The following is a 15,690-nucleotide window of genomic DNA, read 5'->3' as shown; positions in this document are numbered from 1 at the left end:
CTCCCGGCACTCACTTGGGCACTCCCGGCACCGACGGAATGGTCGGAACCAGGGTCGGGGCGGCCGTCGGCACCACCGGGGCCGGCTTCTCCACCGGCGGCTGGGTGACCGGTTGCTGACCGCCCGCCGGAGCGGTAGTGAGCGGAGCCCCGGTCGGGGGCTCCGCGACGGTGGACGGACCGGCGGTCGGCTGCACCGTCACCGGCTGCGACGGTTCCCCCGTGGGGGGCTGCGTCGGCGGCACGGTGCCCGGCTGGGTGGGCAGCGTGGTGGGCCCGGTACCCGGCTGCGTGGAATCCAGACCGCGCGGATCGTAGGTCGGCACGGTGCTGTCGCCGCCGGTTCCCGCAACGGTGGTCGGCACCACCGTGACACCCCCCGGAAGGGTTGTCACCGGAACGTGACTCGTGACCGGAACCTGCACCGGCGGCGTCGGCATCAACGAGGTGGCCAGATCGGGAGCGACCTTCGCCAGCGAGGTGAGCACCTGTTGCCAGCGATCCTGCAGATCGTCCTTCTTACCGCTGTCGTTGACGTGGCTGACATTGGCCGAGGCGCTCTCCAACAGTGCCTTGGCCTGCTCCGGACGCCCCTGATTGATGAGCTCCTGAGCCTGGGCCAGATCACTGTCGGCACGCGAGACCACGGTGCTCTGCGCCTGTTCGCTGAACACGACCTCCTTGACCCGCCACAGCGGATCTCCCGGATTCGCGTTGTACGAGAAGGCCGTCAGACCACCGAAGATCAACGCCAGGGCGGCCGCGGATCCCAGAATGGGGCGCACCAGCCGTAGTCGCGCGCCCGACTGGGCGCCGATTCGCGCCTGTCGCGCACCGATCTCCTGATTTACCGCGGCGACGATGGTGTCCAGATCCGGACCGGCCGGCATCGGCTCGTCCAGAATCTCGGCGCGCCAGTTCGCGAGCAACGCCGCGAGCTGATACTCCTCCGTGGTGCCCGTCTGCACGGGACCGTCGCCGGAGATGGCATCGATCAGCGCGTCGTCGCGACGAACCGCCGCGATATCCACCGGCCCGGTATCACCGGACGCCTCGGCGTAGGGACCGCTGTCTTGCGATCCAAGCCGCTTCCAGTCGCCCCGACCGCGCTCGCCATCCCTAGCCATACATTTCACCTGCCCTCGCCACTTGAGACTTGAGTTTCGCGAGCGCTCGATGCTGAGCCACTCGTATAGCACCTGCCGTACTGCCCACGGCAACTGCGGTTTCTTCGGCTGACAAACCCATGACCAAGCGCAGGATGAGGATCTCTCGATGCTTCTCCGGAAGCGTGGCCAGCAGAGAATTCATCTGCCGGCTCGTCTCCGATTCGAGAGCCCGCTGTTCCGGCCCCTGGTCGGTGGATATGACATCCGGTACTTCGGCCATGGCATCCGCTTTGTTACGGGCGGCGTTGCGATGAGCGTCGGCGACTTTGTGGGAGGCGATGCCGTACACGAATGCCATGAACGGTCTGCCCTGATCCTGATAACGCGGCAGGGCTGTCATGACGGCCAGACAAACCTCCTGCGCGACGTCGTCCGCGGAGAGTTGGCCGCGTTCGGCCGACCCGATCCGCGCACGGCAATACCGCACCACAAGGGGGCGGATGCTCTCGAGTACCTGGGCTAGAGCAGACCGGTCGCCCTGCGCGGCGGCAGCGACGACGGCTGGGTCCAACTCCTCACCCGTGTTGTTCATCGTCAGAGCTGTTCCTGGCGTTACGAGTGGCACCGTGGCTGGAAGGCCGGTGCTTCCGCGGAGGGCGGAACGGTCCAACAATAGCGGCTGGCTCATTCAAGCCAGCCGTTACGGGGTCAGTCTCGGGGTCGACTCAGGGACCTCTCGGGGGGCACTCAGGGATGTCCGAGAGTGTCGCTCGCCGAACGCAATCGCCCTCCGCGAAACGCCAGCAAACGTTCGCACTCGAAAGCCTCGGCGGCGCCCCCGGATTCGGGATCGATGCCCGCGCGCAGCATGGCGCAGGCCCAGCGCAGTGGAAGCAGCTCGAACTCGGCGGTCTCGCCGGCCACTTCGGTCGCGAGCGCACGGGATCGGTCCAGGTCACCGCCCGCGGCACCGGCGGCCGCCACCAGTAGCCGGGATTTGACCCGGTGCCGGACCGAAGGTGAATTCTCGGCGAGGGCGAGGGCGGTCTCCGCATGTGCGAGAGCGGGATCCGTCGCCGTCGACGGGGTGTGCGCGACGCCCGGAACAGGACCGATGGGTTCGGGCAGGGCGATCAAACCGGCTCCGGGAGCGCACAGCGCGGTCTCGGCAGACACCCAGTGCAGCCGAATGCGCTGTCGCCAAGCGGTTCCCGGATCGGCGAGGTGCTGTTCGAGATGGGTGCGGCAACGGTGCAGCAGCCGGGCGGCAAGCCCCGGCCGAGCGGTGCCCAGCGCATCGGCGGCCAGACCCGTCAACGCATCGCAAACCGCCTCGGCGCGAGCCGTATTCGCCTTCGAGGTGAGCCATGTCACATTCGAGACGTCTTCGGCGCGCCCGACGGCGGGGGTGGCGGGCAGCACCAGGGCGGCGGCGCGGCCGTCGGCGGCGGCCGCGCGGGCGTGCCAGCCGAGCTGGCGCAGCAGCGAGCCCTCGAGGCTGTGCGTGAGCGAACGCAGTACCGGATCGGTGGTCGACGCGCGGGCGCGGCGTAGTTCGACTCGCGCGGCGGCGTAGTGCCCGATTCCGCCGAGTGAGACCGCGCGCAGCCAACTCTCGGGGGCGGTACGCGCGACGGGCAATCCGGTAGCAGCGCGGCCGGGGTCGGCGCCGAAGGCGGTATCGACCAGGAGCGAGTTCACTTCGAGCACAGGCACTGCCGCACTGTAACCAGTGCCACCGGGACCCGCGGCCACGGCCATAGCACAGAAATGCAGCTATTTTTCAGCATTGGGGAATGTCTTTGTGTTTCCACTCGGTAAATCTGTGCTCGCTATCGCCTAGCACGCCCGTAAGAAATTCGCATGGCGTTTCGCGTTATTAACCTGAGCGCCTCGATCCGGCCATCTGCACCCCGCTCACGGGGATGTGCGCAATGGTTGAGATCACCCTGATCGCGATGCGCGCATAGTCGGGATTGCTCGGATTCGCACTCGAAAAGCGCGTCCTATCAGGCATTTCCACAAGTCGGATCGGCTATCGCAGCACTCGATGCCTACTGGGCAACCGATCAGTATCGCCGTAGACGACCCACTTTGTAAATAGCTAAGACGTTAATTCTCTAATGCGCTGGTATTTGAATCGGGATGGAACGGACTATTGACTCGAATTCATTCTCCGACCTAACGTACGACATCGCCGCCGTCGGCGCCGTGTGAAATTACGGAGCCTGCGGAGTGCGATCGCCGGAACCCGGTGATGCGGCCCACTGTTTGCTCACCAGCACCGCTCGACAATGCCGACGAGCTCGCACCAAGAGGAGTTCACCATGCCCATGCCGACCCACCTCCCTGGTCCGAACGCCGATGTATGGGACTGGCAGATGCGCGGCTCCTGCCGCGGACAGGATTCTTCGGTGTTCTTCCATCCGGATGGCGAACGCGGCCGGGCGCGAGCCCAGCGCGAGATGCGCGCCAAGGAAGTCTGCCGATCCTGCCCCGTCCTGCTGCAGTGCCGTTCGCACGCGCTGAAGGTCAGCGAGCCCTATGGCATCTGGGGTGGAATGTCCGAGACCGAGCGTGAGATGCACGCCCGCCGGAACCGCCGCCGGGCGGTCGCCTGAGGATTCGGCGATCCGGCCGCGGGCCGACCGCGTGAGCATTTCGTGTGACAGCTGTCAACCAGCGGTGCGGGCGAGGCGCGTCACCTCGTAACCGCTGACCACAGCGGCGCGACTTCAGAAACTTTCCCATCCGCGCGGTGCGGCGCGCCGAATGCCTAGCAAATAACCGGCCACTGACGCAGCAGGAGTCGGTTGGGACTGGCAATGTTTCGGCGATTCTTACAAGCTCCGGCGTGTCACAGCGTGTCGCGCGAAAAGACAGGTTTGGGCGAGTCGGTACAAATCGGAAAACCGCTGCGCGGCAGTCGCTTTAGCCGATACCCCCACCGAGAGGAGGTTATAGCGACCGGCTACCCTCGTGGCCGATGACACAGAACGGAGCGTTGTGACAGCGCGGCCGCCGGCCGCAGAGGGCGACTCGTTCCAGAGTTCCAGGAACGCTCGCACGGCCACACCGGCCGACTCTGCGATGACGGCACGCGCAGCCGAAAGCCTCGAACTAGCCGCACTTCTCCAGCGCTGCGGGCAGTCCGACGAGCCGGCATTCGCCGAGCTCTACGACCGCACCTGCGCTCGGGTCTTCGGCTTGGTGCTACGGGTGCTACACGATCCTGGTTACGCGGAGGAGACCACTCAGGAGGTGTACCTCCAGATCTGGCGCACCGCGGCCAATTTCGATCCGGCCAAGGGCTCCGCTGTCACCTGGCTTATGACACTGGCTCATCGCCGCGCGGTGGATCGCGTGCGCGCCGAACAGGCGCATGCGCAGCGCGAGGTCGCCTACGGAACCAGCACCCTCGGTAACGAATTCGACGAGGTCACCGAAGAAGTGGGGCGACGGCTCGAACAGCAGGCGGTACGCCAGGGTCTGGCGACCCTGACCGAAACCCAACGCGAAGCCATCACGCTCGCCTACTTCGGCGGACGTACATATGCCGAGGTCGCAGCCTATCTCGGCGTAGGGTTGCCTACCGTTAAGTCCCGTATTCGGGACGGACTGACACGACTCAAGAAAAGTTTGGGAGTGACGTGAGATGAACGAAAGCCAGATCGATCTCGCGCACACTGTCGCGCTGGGATCGATCGGCGACGAAGATCAGCGCGCGGTGCGGGAAATACTGGATACCGACGACCCGGTACTGCGCGCGGACTTCACCCAGGAAGTGCAGCACACCCGAGAGGCTCTCGCCCTGCTGGCGACCGTGGCGGCCACACCGCCCCCGCCCGCACTGCGCGACCGCCTGCTCGCAGCCGTAGCAGCAGACCAGGCGCCACCCACCGCAATCCATCACAATCGCAACGCGCTGTACCCCGGCAACGGCCGCCCCCGCGCGATTCGCGACTAGTTCCCTCGGCTCCCAGAGCAGGACGCCCGACCGGTCCACACCCGGACGACAACCCCTGCCGCGCACCGATCTCAGTGCTTGCGTGCGGCCCCGGACAGTTTGTCCGGGGCCGCACGCATGTCATGGGTTCGCGAGTGGCGCGTGTGCGCCGCTGACGCATTCGGCCCGGCACGGACCCGTGCTGTGCCACACCGGAATTCGCCGCAGCCGACAAGGCCCCCGGACACTTCCATGTCCGGGGGCCTTGTTCCGTCGGTGACTCAATCGCGCTGGGCGACGGTCACCGTCAGTGCGAGTGGCCGTGGTGGCTGTGCTCGGGCTCTTCGACCGGCTTCTCCACGATGGCGGACTCGGTGGTGAGCACCATGCGGGCGACCGAGATGGCGTTCTCGACCGCGGAACGGGTCACCTTGACCGGATCGATGACCCCCTCGGAGACCAGGTCGCCGTAGGTCAGGGTGGCGGCGTTGAAGCCGTCCTTGCTGTCGGTGACCTTGGAGACCACGACCGCGCCGTCGACGCCGGCATTGCTGGCGATCCAGAACAGCGGGGCCAGCAGGGCCGCGCGCACGACCTCGACGCCGACCGCCTCATCGCCCGAGAGCGATGCCTTGAGATCGACCAGCTGAGCCGCGGCCTGCACCAGGGCGGTGCCGCCGCCGGGGACGATGCCCTCGGCGACCGCGGCCTTGGCGGAGGAGACCGCATCCTCGACGCGGTACTTGCGCTCCTTGAGCTCGGTCTCGGTGGCCGCGCCGACCTTGATCACCGCGACGCCGCCGGCCAGCTTGGCCAGACGCTCTTCCAGCTTCTCGCGATCCCAGTCGGAGTCGGTGTTCTCGATCTCCTTACGCAGCTGCGAAACCCGCGCCGCGATGGCGTCGGCGGTGCCGGCGCCCTCGACGATGGTGGTCTCGTCCTTGGTGACCACGACGCGACGGGCCTTACCCAGCACCTCGAGGCCCGCCTCGCGCAGCGTGATGCCCAGATCCGGGTTGATCACGGTGCCGCCGGTGACGATGGCCAGATCGTCCAGGAACGCCTTGCGACGGTCGCCGAAGAACGGGGCCTTGACGGCAACGGCCTTGAGGGTCTTGCGAATCGCGTTGACCACCAGGGTGGAGAGCGCCTCACCCTCGATGTCCTCGGCGATGATCAGCACCGGCTTGCCGGACTCGGCGATCTTCTCCAGCAGCGGCAGCAGATCCGGCAGCGAGCTGATCTTCTCGCGGTTCAGCAGGATCAGCGCGTCCTCGAGGACGGCCTGCTGGGTCTCGGGATCGGTGACGAAGTACGGGGACTGGTAGCCCTTGTCGAACTGCACGCCCTCGGTGATGACCAGCTCGGTCTGGGTCGAGGAGGACTCCTCGATGGTGACCACGCCGTCCTTGCCGACGGTGGTGAGCGCCTTGCCGACCAGCGCGCCGATCTCCTCGTCACGCGAGGAGACGGTGGCGACCTGGGCGATGGCCTTCTCGCCGTCGACCGGGGTGGCCATGGCCTGCAGGGCGGCGGTGACCGCGTCGGCGGCCTTGTTCATGCCCTTGCCCAGGGTCATCGGGTTGGCGCCCGCGGCGATGTTCTTGAGGCCGCCCTTGATGAGGGCTTGGGCCAGCACGGTGGCGGTGGTGGTGCCGTCGCCGGCGACATCGTTGGTCTTGGTGGCGACGCTCTTGACGAGCTGTGCGCCGAGGTTCTCGAACGGGTCCTCGAGATCGATATCGCGGGCGATGGTCACGCCGTCATTGGTGACGGTCGGGCCGCCGAACGACTTGGCCAGCACCACGTGCCGGCCGCGCGGGCCCAGGGTGACCTTGACGGCGTCGGCGAGCTTGTCGACACCGCGTTCCATTGCCCGGCGAGCCTTCTCGTCGAACTCGATCTGCTTTGGCATGTGTGTACCTGCTCCTGAAGTGGGTTGGGAGTGAACGCATTCCGCCCCGGCCGAAGGCTTCTGCAAGCGACGACGCGGGGCGGAGTGTCCGAGGTTTCGAAGGGCGGAGCCCCTCGAAGGGTCCCGGAGAGTCGTTCTACTTGGTGACGACTGCCAGCAGGTCGCGCGCCGACAGGATCAGGTATTCGCCACCGGCGTACTTGATCTCGGTGCCGCCGTACTTGCTGTAGATGACGACGTCGCCTTCCTTGACGTCCAGCGGAATCCGCTTCTCGCCATCTTCGTCCCAGCGGCCGGGGCCGACGGCGATGACGGTGCCCTCCTGGGGCTTCTCCTTCGCCGTGTCGGGGATGACCAGGCCGGAGGCGGTCGTCGTCTCGGCCTCGTTGGCCTGGACGAGGATCTTGTCCTCGAGCGGCTTGATGTTCACGCTCGCCACGTTGAGCCCTCCACTTTCAGGGGTCTTCGCGCCCGGGGCGGTTCCCCGGGCTCACGGTTTCGGTCACGTTGCTGACGCTGCGCTACAAGCCCCGTCGTCGCGGGTGCCGGGACCATCGCCCAGTGCCACCTAGCACTCTATACATGGGAGTGCCAGCGCTCAAGGTGGGGCTCTGCTATTGCCGCACTCTATGCGGCGTCGCCGGGCGCGCAACACGGCGACAGACCCGCCCGCAACGCGACTCGCCGACTGGAACGGCCGAAGAATCTGAGGGCTTCCAAAGAAATACGAAAATCTGTAACGTTCGGATAACGGATTGTGACACCATTGACGACGGGTGCGTGCAGGGCCGCATCGAGTGCGTCACGTCACGGACCGAACAGTTACACAGTTGCTTCCAGTTCCACCGTTGCTTCACCCCACTGCGCGGGAGCACTCCGCACAGAGCTGAGACGAGAGCCTTACCGCAAGTGATCGTTGGCTGGACCCGACGCCCCATCGGACAAGGGCCCCGCCGGATCCGTAGCTCGGAAACGTCCGTCAACCAAATGACGCTTCCAGAGCCCGTTCGAGATGGTCGTCTACACCAGGACCATCCGCTCGAAGGGAGGTGAACATGCGAACATCCCTCGGCATCTCCGCCGGGAGTGAGGTGGTGTGCTCGGCGACTGTCGCCACCACCCCGAACGGACTGCAGCACTTCGATTATCGAGTCGTCACCGCGGATACGGCCCACAGCGATCTCGGCGATCTGGTGGCCTCCTCCATCGAGTTGATGACCACTCAGATCCCCCGCGACGCGGTGCATCCCCTCGGCACCCATCCGGCGGCGATAGCGGCCGCGGCACACCACGATTCGGCGCCGGGCCCACCCGGTGACATCGCGGTCGCCTACCGGGATCGGGAACAGGCCCAGATCATCCGCTCGGCCATCGGACGGCAACGCCGCGATGTGCGGCTCATTCCGGAAAGCACGGCGGCACTGGCCTTTCTGCGATATACCGGATTGTTGGATCGCTATCAGACGGTCGCGGTGCTCGATATCGGGGCCACCGGCACCACCGTCACCGTGGCCGATCACGCCGACGACACCGTGCTGCGCTCCGAGCGCACCGCGACGGTCAGCGGTAACGCGGTCGACGAACTGATCCTGCGGCATCTGCTGGACTGTCATCTGGCCCGGCGCGGCACCCGGCCGAATCGGGGCATGCTGCTCAATCGCTCGCGCGCGGCCAAGGAACATCTGTCCATCGCGCCCGCGGTCACCATCGACCATGTGGCCGGGCAGCCGCTCAAACTCACCCGGGTGGATTTCGACGAGCTGGTCTCGGATCTGCTGCGGGAGCTGGCCGTCTTCGCCCGCGCCGTCTTCGCCCGCGCACCCAAGTTCCCCGAGGTGGTCGCGGTCATCGGCGGTGGCGCGAATACGCCCGCGGTGCTGGCGAGTCTGGAGCGTCAGCTCGACGTGCCGGTGCTGACCGTGCCCGAGCCCGAGGCGGCCATCGCCAAAGGCGCGGCGCTGGTGGCGCATTCGGCCGCGCCGATCGCCTTCCCGGTGATCAGCCGGGGTTCGGACGCGCCGATCGGCACCTTCACCAAGCTGGCGGGCACGCTCGCCGGCGCGATCGCCGTGGTCGGGTTGATCATCGGATACGGCGTGAAAGAGCTTGTCCCCGAACCGCAGGGCACCAATTACTCCCCGCCCACCACCGGCGCGCAACAGCCGGTGCTGCCCACCACGCCGCCCAGCGGCCCCACCTCCGGTGCGAACACCACGATCAATACCAATCCCTCGCACCGCGGCACCCCCGCCACCACACCGTCCGCGGGTCAGTCGGGCACCACGCCCGGCGGCACCCCGTCGACGCCGTTGACCACGGCCGCCCAGCCGCCGCTGCGCCCGGATCCGGGCCTACCGCAGATTCCGTTCCCGTCCGATCTGCCGCGCCTGCTGGGTCCGCTGCTGGGTACCACCCTGCCGCCGACCGACACCATCGCACCGAGCACCCCGGGTTCGACAACGCCCGGCTCCACCACTCCCGGTCTGCCCCGCAATAATTCGGGCTCGTCCGGCGGCACCACCACCCTGGTCCGCCCCACCGATTGATCGAGCCGCGCTCCGAAACAGCCGCATCGCAGCAATGACGCTCCGGGCGGCTGCGCCATGTTCGGATCCCCCGGTTTCTCGGGGCGCGGAAAGCTATGGCTGGAGGGCGAATTCGGGCACGGCTAGCGTCGCTGCGGGGGAACGGCCCCGGAGTGACGGGAGTGCGGATGCGAATCAAGAATGTGCTGCTCGGTCTGGTGGCGGCGGCCAGCCTGGCGTTATCGGTGCTGTCCACCGCGCCGTGGCCGTGGTGGCTGCACGGTTGAGCGCGTCCGGGATCGGATCAGAGCTGGCTGGTGGAGACGGGCAGACCCGGATCGGTGGCCACGGTGAGGGCGGAAGGGGTTGCGCCGCCGGCGATCACATGCGCGCCGAGGGTGGCGATCATGACGCCGTTATCGGTGCAGAGGCGGGGTTTGGGGACGCGCAGCGTGATTCCGGCCGCGGTGCAGCGCTCTTCGGCCAGGGAGCGGATGCGGGAGTTGGCGGTCGCGCCGCCGCCGAGCACCAGGGTGTTCACCCCTTGGTCCTGGACCGCGCGCACGGCCTTCATGGTCAGGACGTCCGCCACCGCTTCCTGGAAGGAGGAGGCGATATCCGGGATCGGCAGCTCGCGCCCGTCCCGCTGCGCCGCTTCGACATAGCGGGCGACGGCGGTCTTGAGCCCGGAGAAGGAGAAGTCGTAGCGCGGATCGCGGGGGCCGGTCATACCGCGCGGGAAGGCGATGGCGTGCGGATCGCCTTCGGCGGCAATGGCATCGAGCACCGGTCCGCCCGGATAGCCGAGGCCGAGCAGGCGTGCGACCTTGTCGAAGGCCTCACCCGCGGCATCGTCGACGGTGCTGCCGAGTTCGACGATGGGCTGGGACAGGTCGGTGACCTTCAGCAGATGGGTATGCCCGCCGGAGACCAGCAGCGCCACCGCGGGCGGCATCGGCCCGTGCTCGAGGGTGTCGACCGCGACGTGCCCGCCCAGGTGGTTGAGCGCGTAGAACGGGATATCCCACGCTGCCGCATAGGCTTTCGCCGCCGCGACGCCGACCAGCAGCGCGCCCGCGAGTCCGGGTCCGATGGTGACGGCGAGCGCGTCGGGCTTATCGATATCGGCGGCGGCCAGGGCCCGGCGCATGGCGGGCACGATCGCCTCGAGGTGTGCGCGCGAGGCGATTTCGGGCACCACGCCACCGAATCGGGCATGCTGATCGACGCTGGAGGCGACCTCGTCGGCAAGCAGTTCGCAACGGCCGTCGGGCAATCGGCGCACGATGCCGACTCCCGTTTCATCGCAGGAGCTTTCGATACCCATGACGATCATGACAAGACCTCTGTGTCCTCCGGGAACCCGGCGTCCTGGGTGTACCCGGCCATGGCGGGCTTGCGCATGGTGTACGCGTCCGCCCCGCTGGGCTGGTAGTAGTTCTTGCGCAGGCCGATGATGTGGAAGCCGTGCTTCTCGTACATGGCGATGGCGGGGGTGTTGTCGGTGCGGACCTCGAGGAAGACGGGTCCGCCGCGGCGACCGGCCTCGGCGAGCATGGCGATCAGCAGTTGGGTGCCGACGCCGCCGCGATGCAGTTCCGGATCGACGCCGATGGTGTGGATCTCGGCCTCGGGCTGATCGTCGGTGCCCAGCAGGGCGATTCCGGCGTAGCCGATCATGCGGCCGTGCTCGTCGCGCGCGGTGATGTACCGATTGTGGGAGGCGGCCAGCTCGGACAGGAACGACACCTCGTGCCAGGGGTCGTCCTCCGGGAAGAGCACCTGTTCGAGTTCGGCGCAGCGCACGGCATCGGCGGGCCGCATCGGTTCGATGCGGATGGTCATCGGCCCACCTGCGCGTAGCTGCGTTCGACGGCGTCGGGGCGGCGCAGATAGAGCGGGACCAGCGGTTCGGGAGTGACGCCGGCGAGTATGTCGCGGGCGGCGACGCGCACCAGACCGGACGGCGACGGCGTTTCCACCGGCAGCACCGGCAGGTCGAAGTAGTCCACGTGCGAGGCGGATCCGGCGATGACGGTGGCCGAGCCCTGGTCCAGATCGGCGGGCTTGCTCACCTCGGGACCTTCGATCCGGCCCTCGGCGCGGTACCGCGCCCAGTACACCTCGCGGCGGCGGGCATCGGTGACGACCAGCAGTTCGACCGGTTCGGCCGGGGTCCTCAGATAGCTCTCGGTATCGGCGGCGATGGCATCGAGGCTGCATACGCCGTATACCGGCACACCGAGCGCGTCACCGAAGGCGGCGGCGGTGGCCATGCCGACGCGCAGTCCGGTGAACGGTCCGGGACCGATTCCGGTGACGACGGCGTCGATCTCGGCTCTGGTGCGGCCGGATTCGGCCAGGCAGGCCAGGATCTGCGGGGTCAGCACCTCATTGTGCGCGCGTGCGTCCACGGTCACCTTGGAGGTGAGCGTCGTGCTGCGAGGTGCGGTTTTCCCCTCGTCCGCCGGTTCCAGTTCCACCAGTCCCGCTGTGACGGCAGGGGTCGAGGTGTCGACAGCCAATACAAGCATGATTGCCCTAACGATACCGGGTGGTCGCGGCCACTCGATCCCTGTGTACCCCCGGCCTAGTTGGCCGAGACCCACTCCCATTCGGCGGTGCGGATGTCGGAGTCGAATTCGCGGCGCAGCAGCACGCGCAGGTGGCGGTCGGCGAGGTGTTCCACCACACCCAGACCCCATTCGACCACGACAACGGCATCGTGCAGATCGGTGTCCAGGTCGAGGGCGTCGAGTTCGTCGAGATCGCCGCCGAGCCGGTAGGCGTCGACGTGCACCAGTGCGATGGAGCTCGGATCACTGCCCGCGCGGTGCTGGCGGGCGATGATGAAAGTCGGTGAGCTGACTCGGCCCTGGACGCCGAGACCGGCCGCGATGCCGCGGGTGAGCGCGGTTTTGCCCGCGCCCAGCGGACCGTCCAGGATGACCAGATCGCCGGGTTGCAGCTGGGTGGCGAGTTCGCGGCCGAGGGCCTCGGTGTCCTCGACGGTGGGCAGGGTGCGCATGCCGTGCGTGCTCATCGGGCACCGCCGATATGGCTGCGCACGACGCGACCGCGTGGGGCACAGACGATTTCGTAGTGGATGGTGCCGAGGGCATCGGCCCACTCCTGCGGATGCGGTGCGCCGGGCGCGCCGCCGAAGAGGATGGCGGTATCGCCCTCGCGGACCCCGGCGGCATTGTCGCCGAGGTCGACCACCAGCTGATCCATGCAGATGCGGCCGCGATTGGGTCTGCGCGCACCGCCCAGCCAGACATCGAAGCGACCGCCCAGCACGCGCGGGACACCATCGGCGTACCCGGCGGGAATGAGGGCGACGGTGGTGTCGTGCGGGGCGATCCATTCGTGCCCGTAGGAGACGCCCTCCCCGGCGGCGACCTGTTTCACCAGGGCGACGCGGGCGCGGAAGGTCATGGCCGGGCGCAGGCCGAAGTCGGAGATCTCCGGAATGGGCGAGAGTCCGTAGACGGCGATACCGGGGCGGACCATATCGAAGGCCAGGTCCGGGCGGGTAAGGGCGGCTGCGGAGTTGGCCAGATGCGTCAATTCCGGTTGCAGCCCCTGCTCTTTCGCCGTGGCGATGCACTCCAGGAAGCGGTCGCGCTGCATATCGATGGAGGGGTGCTGCGGGGAATCCGCCAGCGCCAGATGCGAGAAGAGGGCGCGGAAGCGGACGGTGCCCGCCTCGACGAGTTCGCGCAGCAGGGTCAGCACCTCGGGGTATTCGGCCGGTGAGACGCCATTGCGATTGAGCCCGGTATCGACCTTGAGGGTGACGATCGCCTGCCGATTCAGCTCGCGCGCGGCCCGCGCGACCGCCTCCAGATGCGCAACCGAGGAGACCCCGATCTCGATATCGGCGGCGATGGCGCTTGCGTAATCGGTGTCGGAGGTGTTGAGCCAGCACAGGATCGGCGCGGTGATACCGGCCTCGCGCAGCGTCACCGCCTCCTCGACGGTGGTGACGCCGAGTTCGCGCGCACCCGCCGCGAGCGCGGCCCTACCCACCTCGATCGCGCCGTGGTTGTACCCGTCCGCCTTCACGACCACCATAACGGCGGCGTCACCGGCGTGCTCGACCAGAATGCGCACATTGTGCGCGATGGCCTCGAGATCGACGACGGTCTCCACCTGCGGATCGGGGTTGTTCACGCCCCCGATCCTGCCATCTCCGGCCACGCGACACCGGTCACACCCGGGTCAGCCGAGTTGTGCGGCGTAGGTCGCCTCGACCGCGGCCAGTGCCGCGGTGACCGATGATGCGTTTGCCGGGAGCAGCGGCAGGCGGACATCCGGGGTGGGGATGCGGCCCTGGGCGGCCAGTACCCCCTTGATGACGGTGGGATTGGGTTCGGCGAACAGGGCCGCGGCGAGCGGAGCCAGGGTGTTGCCGATTCGCCGGGCGCGGTCGATCGGACCCGAGCGCCAGGCGGCGATGAGTTCGGCGTATCCGGCGGGCGCGATATTGGCGCAGGCCAGAATGGCTCCGGTGGCGCCGAGGGCGAGCAGTGGGGCGGCGTGGAGATCGTCACCGGCCAGTATCGCGGTATCGGCGGCGGCGCGGCTCAGGAAGGCGATCGTCTCGTCGCCGATTCCGCCCGCGGTGTATTTGAAGCCCGCGACATTCGGCAATTCGGCTATGCGGCACAGGGTTTCGGCGCTCAGGGGGCGGGCGGTGCGGTACGGGATGTGGTAGACCACCAGCGGGACCGGGCTGGCGGCGGCGAGCCGCCGGAAGTGTTCGACCACACCGTCTTCGGAGGGGCGCAGGTAGTACGGGACGACGGTGAGCGCGGCGGTGACGCGTGTGTCGAGTTCGGCGAGCGCCCGCTCCGATGCGGCGGTGACATTCGATCCGGCGGCCGCGATCAGCGGGGCCCGGCGTTCGGCGCAGACGTGCGCGCAGATATCGACGACGCGGCGGCGCTCATCCGGGGTGAGCATATCGGGTTCACCGGTGGTGCCGAGGGCGACCAGGCCGGTCGCGCCCGCGTCCAGGACCTCGTGCGCCAGGCCCTCCAGGGCCGTGGCGGCGATCTCGCCGGTGGCGGTGAACGGGGTGATCAGCGGGACGAACAACCCTGCGAATGTCATGGTTTCAGCGTGCTGGACGAGAACCGTCACGTCTATTTCAGGTTTCTGCCGCCGAGCATAAGGTGTGCTGATGCTGGATCTGCGCCGCCTGCGGCTGCTCCGGGAACTCGCGCACCGCGGGACGATCGCGGCGGTCGCCGAGGCACTGTCGTATACGCCCTCGGCGGTATCGCAACAGCTCAGCGCGCTGGAACGGGAGACCGGTGTACCGCTGCTGGAGCGCACCGGCCGCAGTGTCACGCTGACCCCGGCGGCGCTGCGGCTGGTCGAGCACACCGAGACCCTGCTGGCGACGCTCGCGCAGGCGACGGCTGAATTGGCCACGGCGCGAACCGAACTCACCGGCACGCTGCGGATCGGCGCTTTCCCCACGGCGGTGCGCACCATCCTCTCCCCGGCCCTGGTGAGTCTGAGCCGGGCGCATCCGCGGCTGGAATTGCTGGTGACCGAGCTGGATCCGGCCGCCGCGCCCGCCGCGCTGCGCGCCGAGACGCTCGATATCGCGCTGGTGCAGGAGTACGACTACGTCCCGATGGAACCCGAGCCGGGACTGGACAGCGAACCACTGCTGACCGAGACGATCCACCTGGCCGTGCCGGGTATCGATGCTGGTACGGAAAACCTTGCCGCGCAGAGTGATTCGCCATGGATCGCGGGCACCTCGGGCACGCTCTGCCACACCATGACCGTCCGCGCGTGCCGGGCGGCCGGATTCACACCGCGCATCCGGCATCACGCGGATGATTTCGGCGCGGTGCTCGCTCTGGTCGCCGCCGGTCAGGGCGTGGCGCTGGTCCCCGATCTGGGTGCGCTGTCGGCACCGGAGGGCGTCACCCTGACCCCGCTGCCAACTCGGCGGCGCACCCGCCTCGCGTATCGGCGCGGGACCGGGGCGCATCCCATCGTCGCGGCGGGCCGGGCCGCGCTGCACGCCGCGGTCAGCCCTGCTGCTGGTTGAGTCCCAGGCGTCGCGGCAGGCCGAGCCGCGCTGCACGCCGCGGTCAGCCCTGCTGCTGGTTGAGTCCCAGGCGTCGCGGCAGGCCGAGCCGCGCTCCACGCCGCGATCAGTCCTGCTGCT

General features: G+C 68.1%; 16 protein-coding genes. 5 read left to right on the top strand and 11 right to left on the bottom strand.

What is annotated here, in order from left to right:
* Positions 1-10: 10 nt before the first annotated feature.
* The 3 genes from NA10_RS00660 to NA10_RS00650 form a co-directional block, all read right to left on the bottom strand.
* Positions 11-1,126 carry an anti-sigma-D factor RsdA gene (locus NA10_RS00660; RefSeq protein ID WP_084514178.1) on the bottom strand — a complete coding sequence of 372 codons (1,116 nt, stop codon included), beginning with the start codon at positions 1,124-1,126 and terminating at the stop codon, positions 11-13.
* On the bottom strand, positions 1,119-1,700 hold the full coding sequence (locus NA10_RS00655; RefSeq protein WP_067561873.1) for a sigma-70 family RNA polymerase sigma factor: 582 nt from the start codon (positions 1,698-1,700) through the stop codon (positions 1,119-1,121). The genes NA10_RS00660 and NA10_RS00655 overlap by 8 nt, the downstream gene beginning before the upstream one ends.
* A gap of 155 nt (positions 1,701-1,855) precedes the next feature.
* The gene (locus tag NA10_RS00650) at positions 1,856-2,824 is read right to left on the bottom strand and encodes a hypothetical protein (RefSeq protein ID WP_067561871.1); all 969 of its coding nucleotides are present in this window, start codon (positions 2,822-2,824) and stop codon (positions 1,856-1,858) included.
* Between the two features lie 611 nt (positions 2,825-3,435).
* On the opposite strand from NA10_RS00650, the gene NA10_RS00645 reads away from it, so the two are divergent.
* The 3 genes from NA10_RS00645 to NA10_RS00635 all read left to right on the top strand — a co-directional run bounded on the left by NA10_RS00645 (position 3,436) and on the right by NA10_RS00635 (position 5,075).
* Complete coding sequence (locus NA10_RS00645; protein ID WP_067561966.1) at positions 3,436-3,729, top strand: WhiB family transcriptional regulator; 294 nt, start codon at positions 3,436-3,438, stop codon at positions 3,727-3,729.
* Between the two features lie 469 nt (positions 3,730-4,198).
* Positions 4,199-4,762 (top strand): sigma-70 family RNA polymerase sigma factor, encoded by a 564-nt coding sequence (locus NA10_RS00640; protein WP_067561868.1) that lies wholly within the window; start codon positions 4,199-4,201, stop codon positions 4,760-4,762.
* A gap of 1 nt (position 4,763) precedes the next feature.
* Positions 4,764-5,075: an RskA family anti-sigma factor gene (locus tag NA10_RS00635; protein ID WP_245676933.1), complete on the top strand. Its 312-nt coding sequence runs from the start codon at positions 4,764-4,766 to the stop codon at positions 5,073-5,075.
* A gap of 286 nt (positions 5,076-5,361) precedes the next feature.
* Here NA10_RS00635 and groL read toward each other — a convergent pair whose 3' ends face one another.
* Positions 5,362-6,969 (bottom strand): chaperonin GroEL, encoded by a 1,608-nt coding sequence (gene groL / locus NA10_RS00630; RefSeq protein WP_067561865.1) that lies wholly within the window; start codon positions 6,967-6,969, stop codon positions 5,362-5,364.
* Between the two features lie 136 nt (positions 6,970-7,105).
* A complete protein-coding gene (gene groES, locus NA10_RS00625; protein ID WP_067561862.1) occupies positions 7,106-7,408 on the bottom strand; it encodes a co-chaperone GroES in 303 nt (100 codons plus the stop codon).
* Between the two features lie 616 nt (positions 7,409-8,024).
* Here groES and NA10_RS00620 point away from each other — a divergent pair.
* On the top strand, positions 8,025-9,515 hold the full coding sequence (locus tag NA10_RS00620; RefSeq protein ID WP_067561860.1) for a DUF7159 family protein: 1,491 nt from the start codon (positions 8,025-8,027) through the stop codon (positions 9,513-9,515).
* A gap of 283 nt (positions 9,516-9,798) precedes the next feature.
* Here the strand turns inward: NA10_RS00620 and tsaD are convergent, their stop codons facing one another.
* The 6 genes from tsaD to NA10_RS00590 are packed head-to-tail and all read right to left on the bottom strand — an operon-like array spanning position 9,799 to position 14,612.
* Positions 9,799-10,830: a tRNA (adenosine(37)-N6)-threonylcarbamoyltransferase complex transferase subunit TsaD gene (gene tsaD / locus NA10_RS00615; protein WP_067561857.1), complete on the bottom strand. Its 1,032-nt coding sequence runs from the start codon at positions 10,828-10,830 to the stop codon at positions 9,799-9,801.
* Positions 10,827-11,339, bottom strand: a complete 513-nt coding sequence (gene rimI, locus NA10_RS00610) for a ribosomal protein S18-alanine N-acetyltransferase (protein ID WP_067561855.1) — start codon at positions 11,337-11,339, stop codon at positions 10,827-10,829. Before rimI ends, tsaD begins: the two co-directional genes overlap by 4 nt.
* Positions 11,336-12,028: a tRNA (adenosine(37)-N6)-threonylcarbamoyltransferase complex dimerization subunit type 1 TsaB gene (gene tsaB, locus NA10_RS00605; RefSeq protein WP_067561853.1), complete on the bottom strand. Its 693-nt coding sequence runs from the start codon at positions 12,026-12,028 to the stop codon at positions 11,336-11,338. Before tsaB ends, rimI begins: the two co-directional genes overlap by 4 nt.
* A gap of 56 nt (positions 12,029-12,084) precedes the next feature.
* A complete protein-coding gene (gene tsaE / locus NA10_RS00600; protein WP_067561850.1) occupies positions 12,085-12,537 on the bottom strand; it encodes a tRNA (adenosine(37)-N6)-threonylcarbamoyltransferase complex ATPase subunit type 1 TsaE in 453 nt (150 codons plus the stop codon).
* Entirely contained in the window at positions 12,534-13,670 is a 1,137-nt protein-coding gene (gene alr, locus NA10_RS00595; protein ID WP_307188367.1) for an alanine racemase, read from the bottom strand. Before alr ends, tsaE begins: the two co-directional genes overlap by 4 nt.
* A gap of 48 nt (positions 13,671-13,718) precedes the next feature.
* Positions 13,719-14,612, bottom strand: a complete 894-nt coding sequence (locus NA10_RS00590) for a dihydrodipicolinate synthase family protein (RefSeq protein ID WP_067561960.1) — start codon at positions 14,610-14,612, stop codon at positions 13,719-13,721.
* A gap of 70 nt (positions 14,613-14,682) precedes the next feature.
* On the opposite strand from NA10_RS00590, the gene NA10_RS00585 reads away from it, so the two are divergent.
* Positions 14,683-15,570 carry a LysR family transcriptional regulator gene (locus NA10_RS00585; RefSeq protein ID WP_067561957.1) on the top strand — a complete coding sequence of 296 codons (888 nt, stop codon included), beginning with the start codon at positions 14,683-14,685 and terminating at the stop codon, positions 15,568-15,570.
* The last annotated feature ends 120 nt before the right edge of the window (positions 15,571-15,690 follow it).

It is taken from the genome of Nocardia acidivorans NBRC 108247, assembly GCF_001625085.1.
In the GTDB taxonomy this organism is placed as follows: domain Bacteria; phylum Actinomycetota; class Actinomycetes; order Mycobacteriales; family Mycobacteriaceae; genus Nocardia; species Nocardia acidivorans.
The sequence above is the reverse complement of the archived record's forward strand: the minus strand, read 5'-3'. Positions and strand labels throughout refer to the sequence as shown.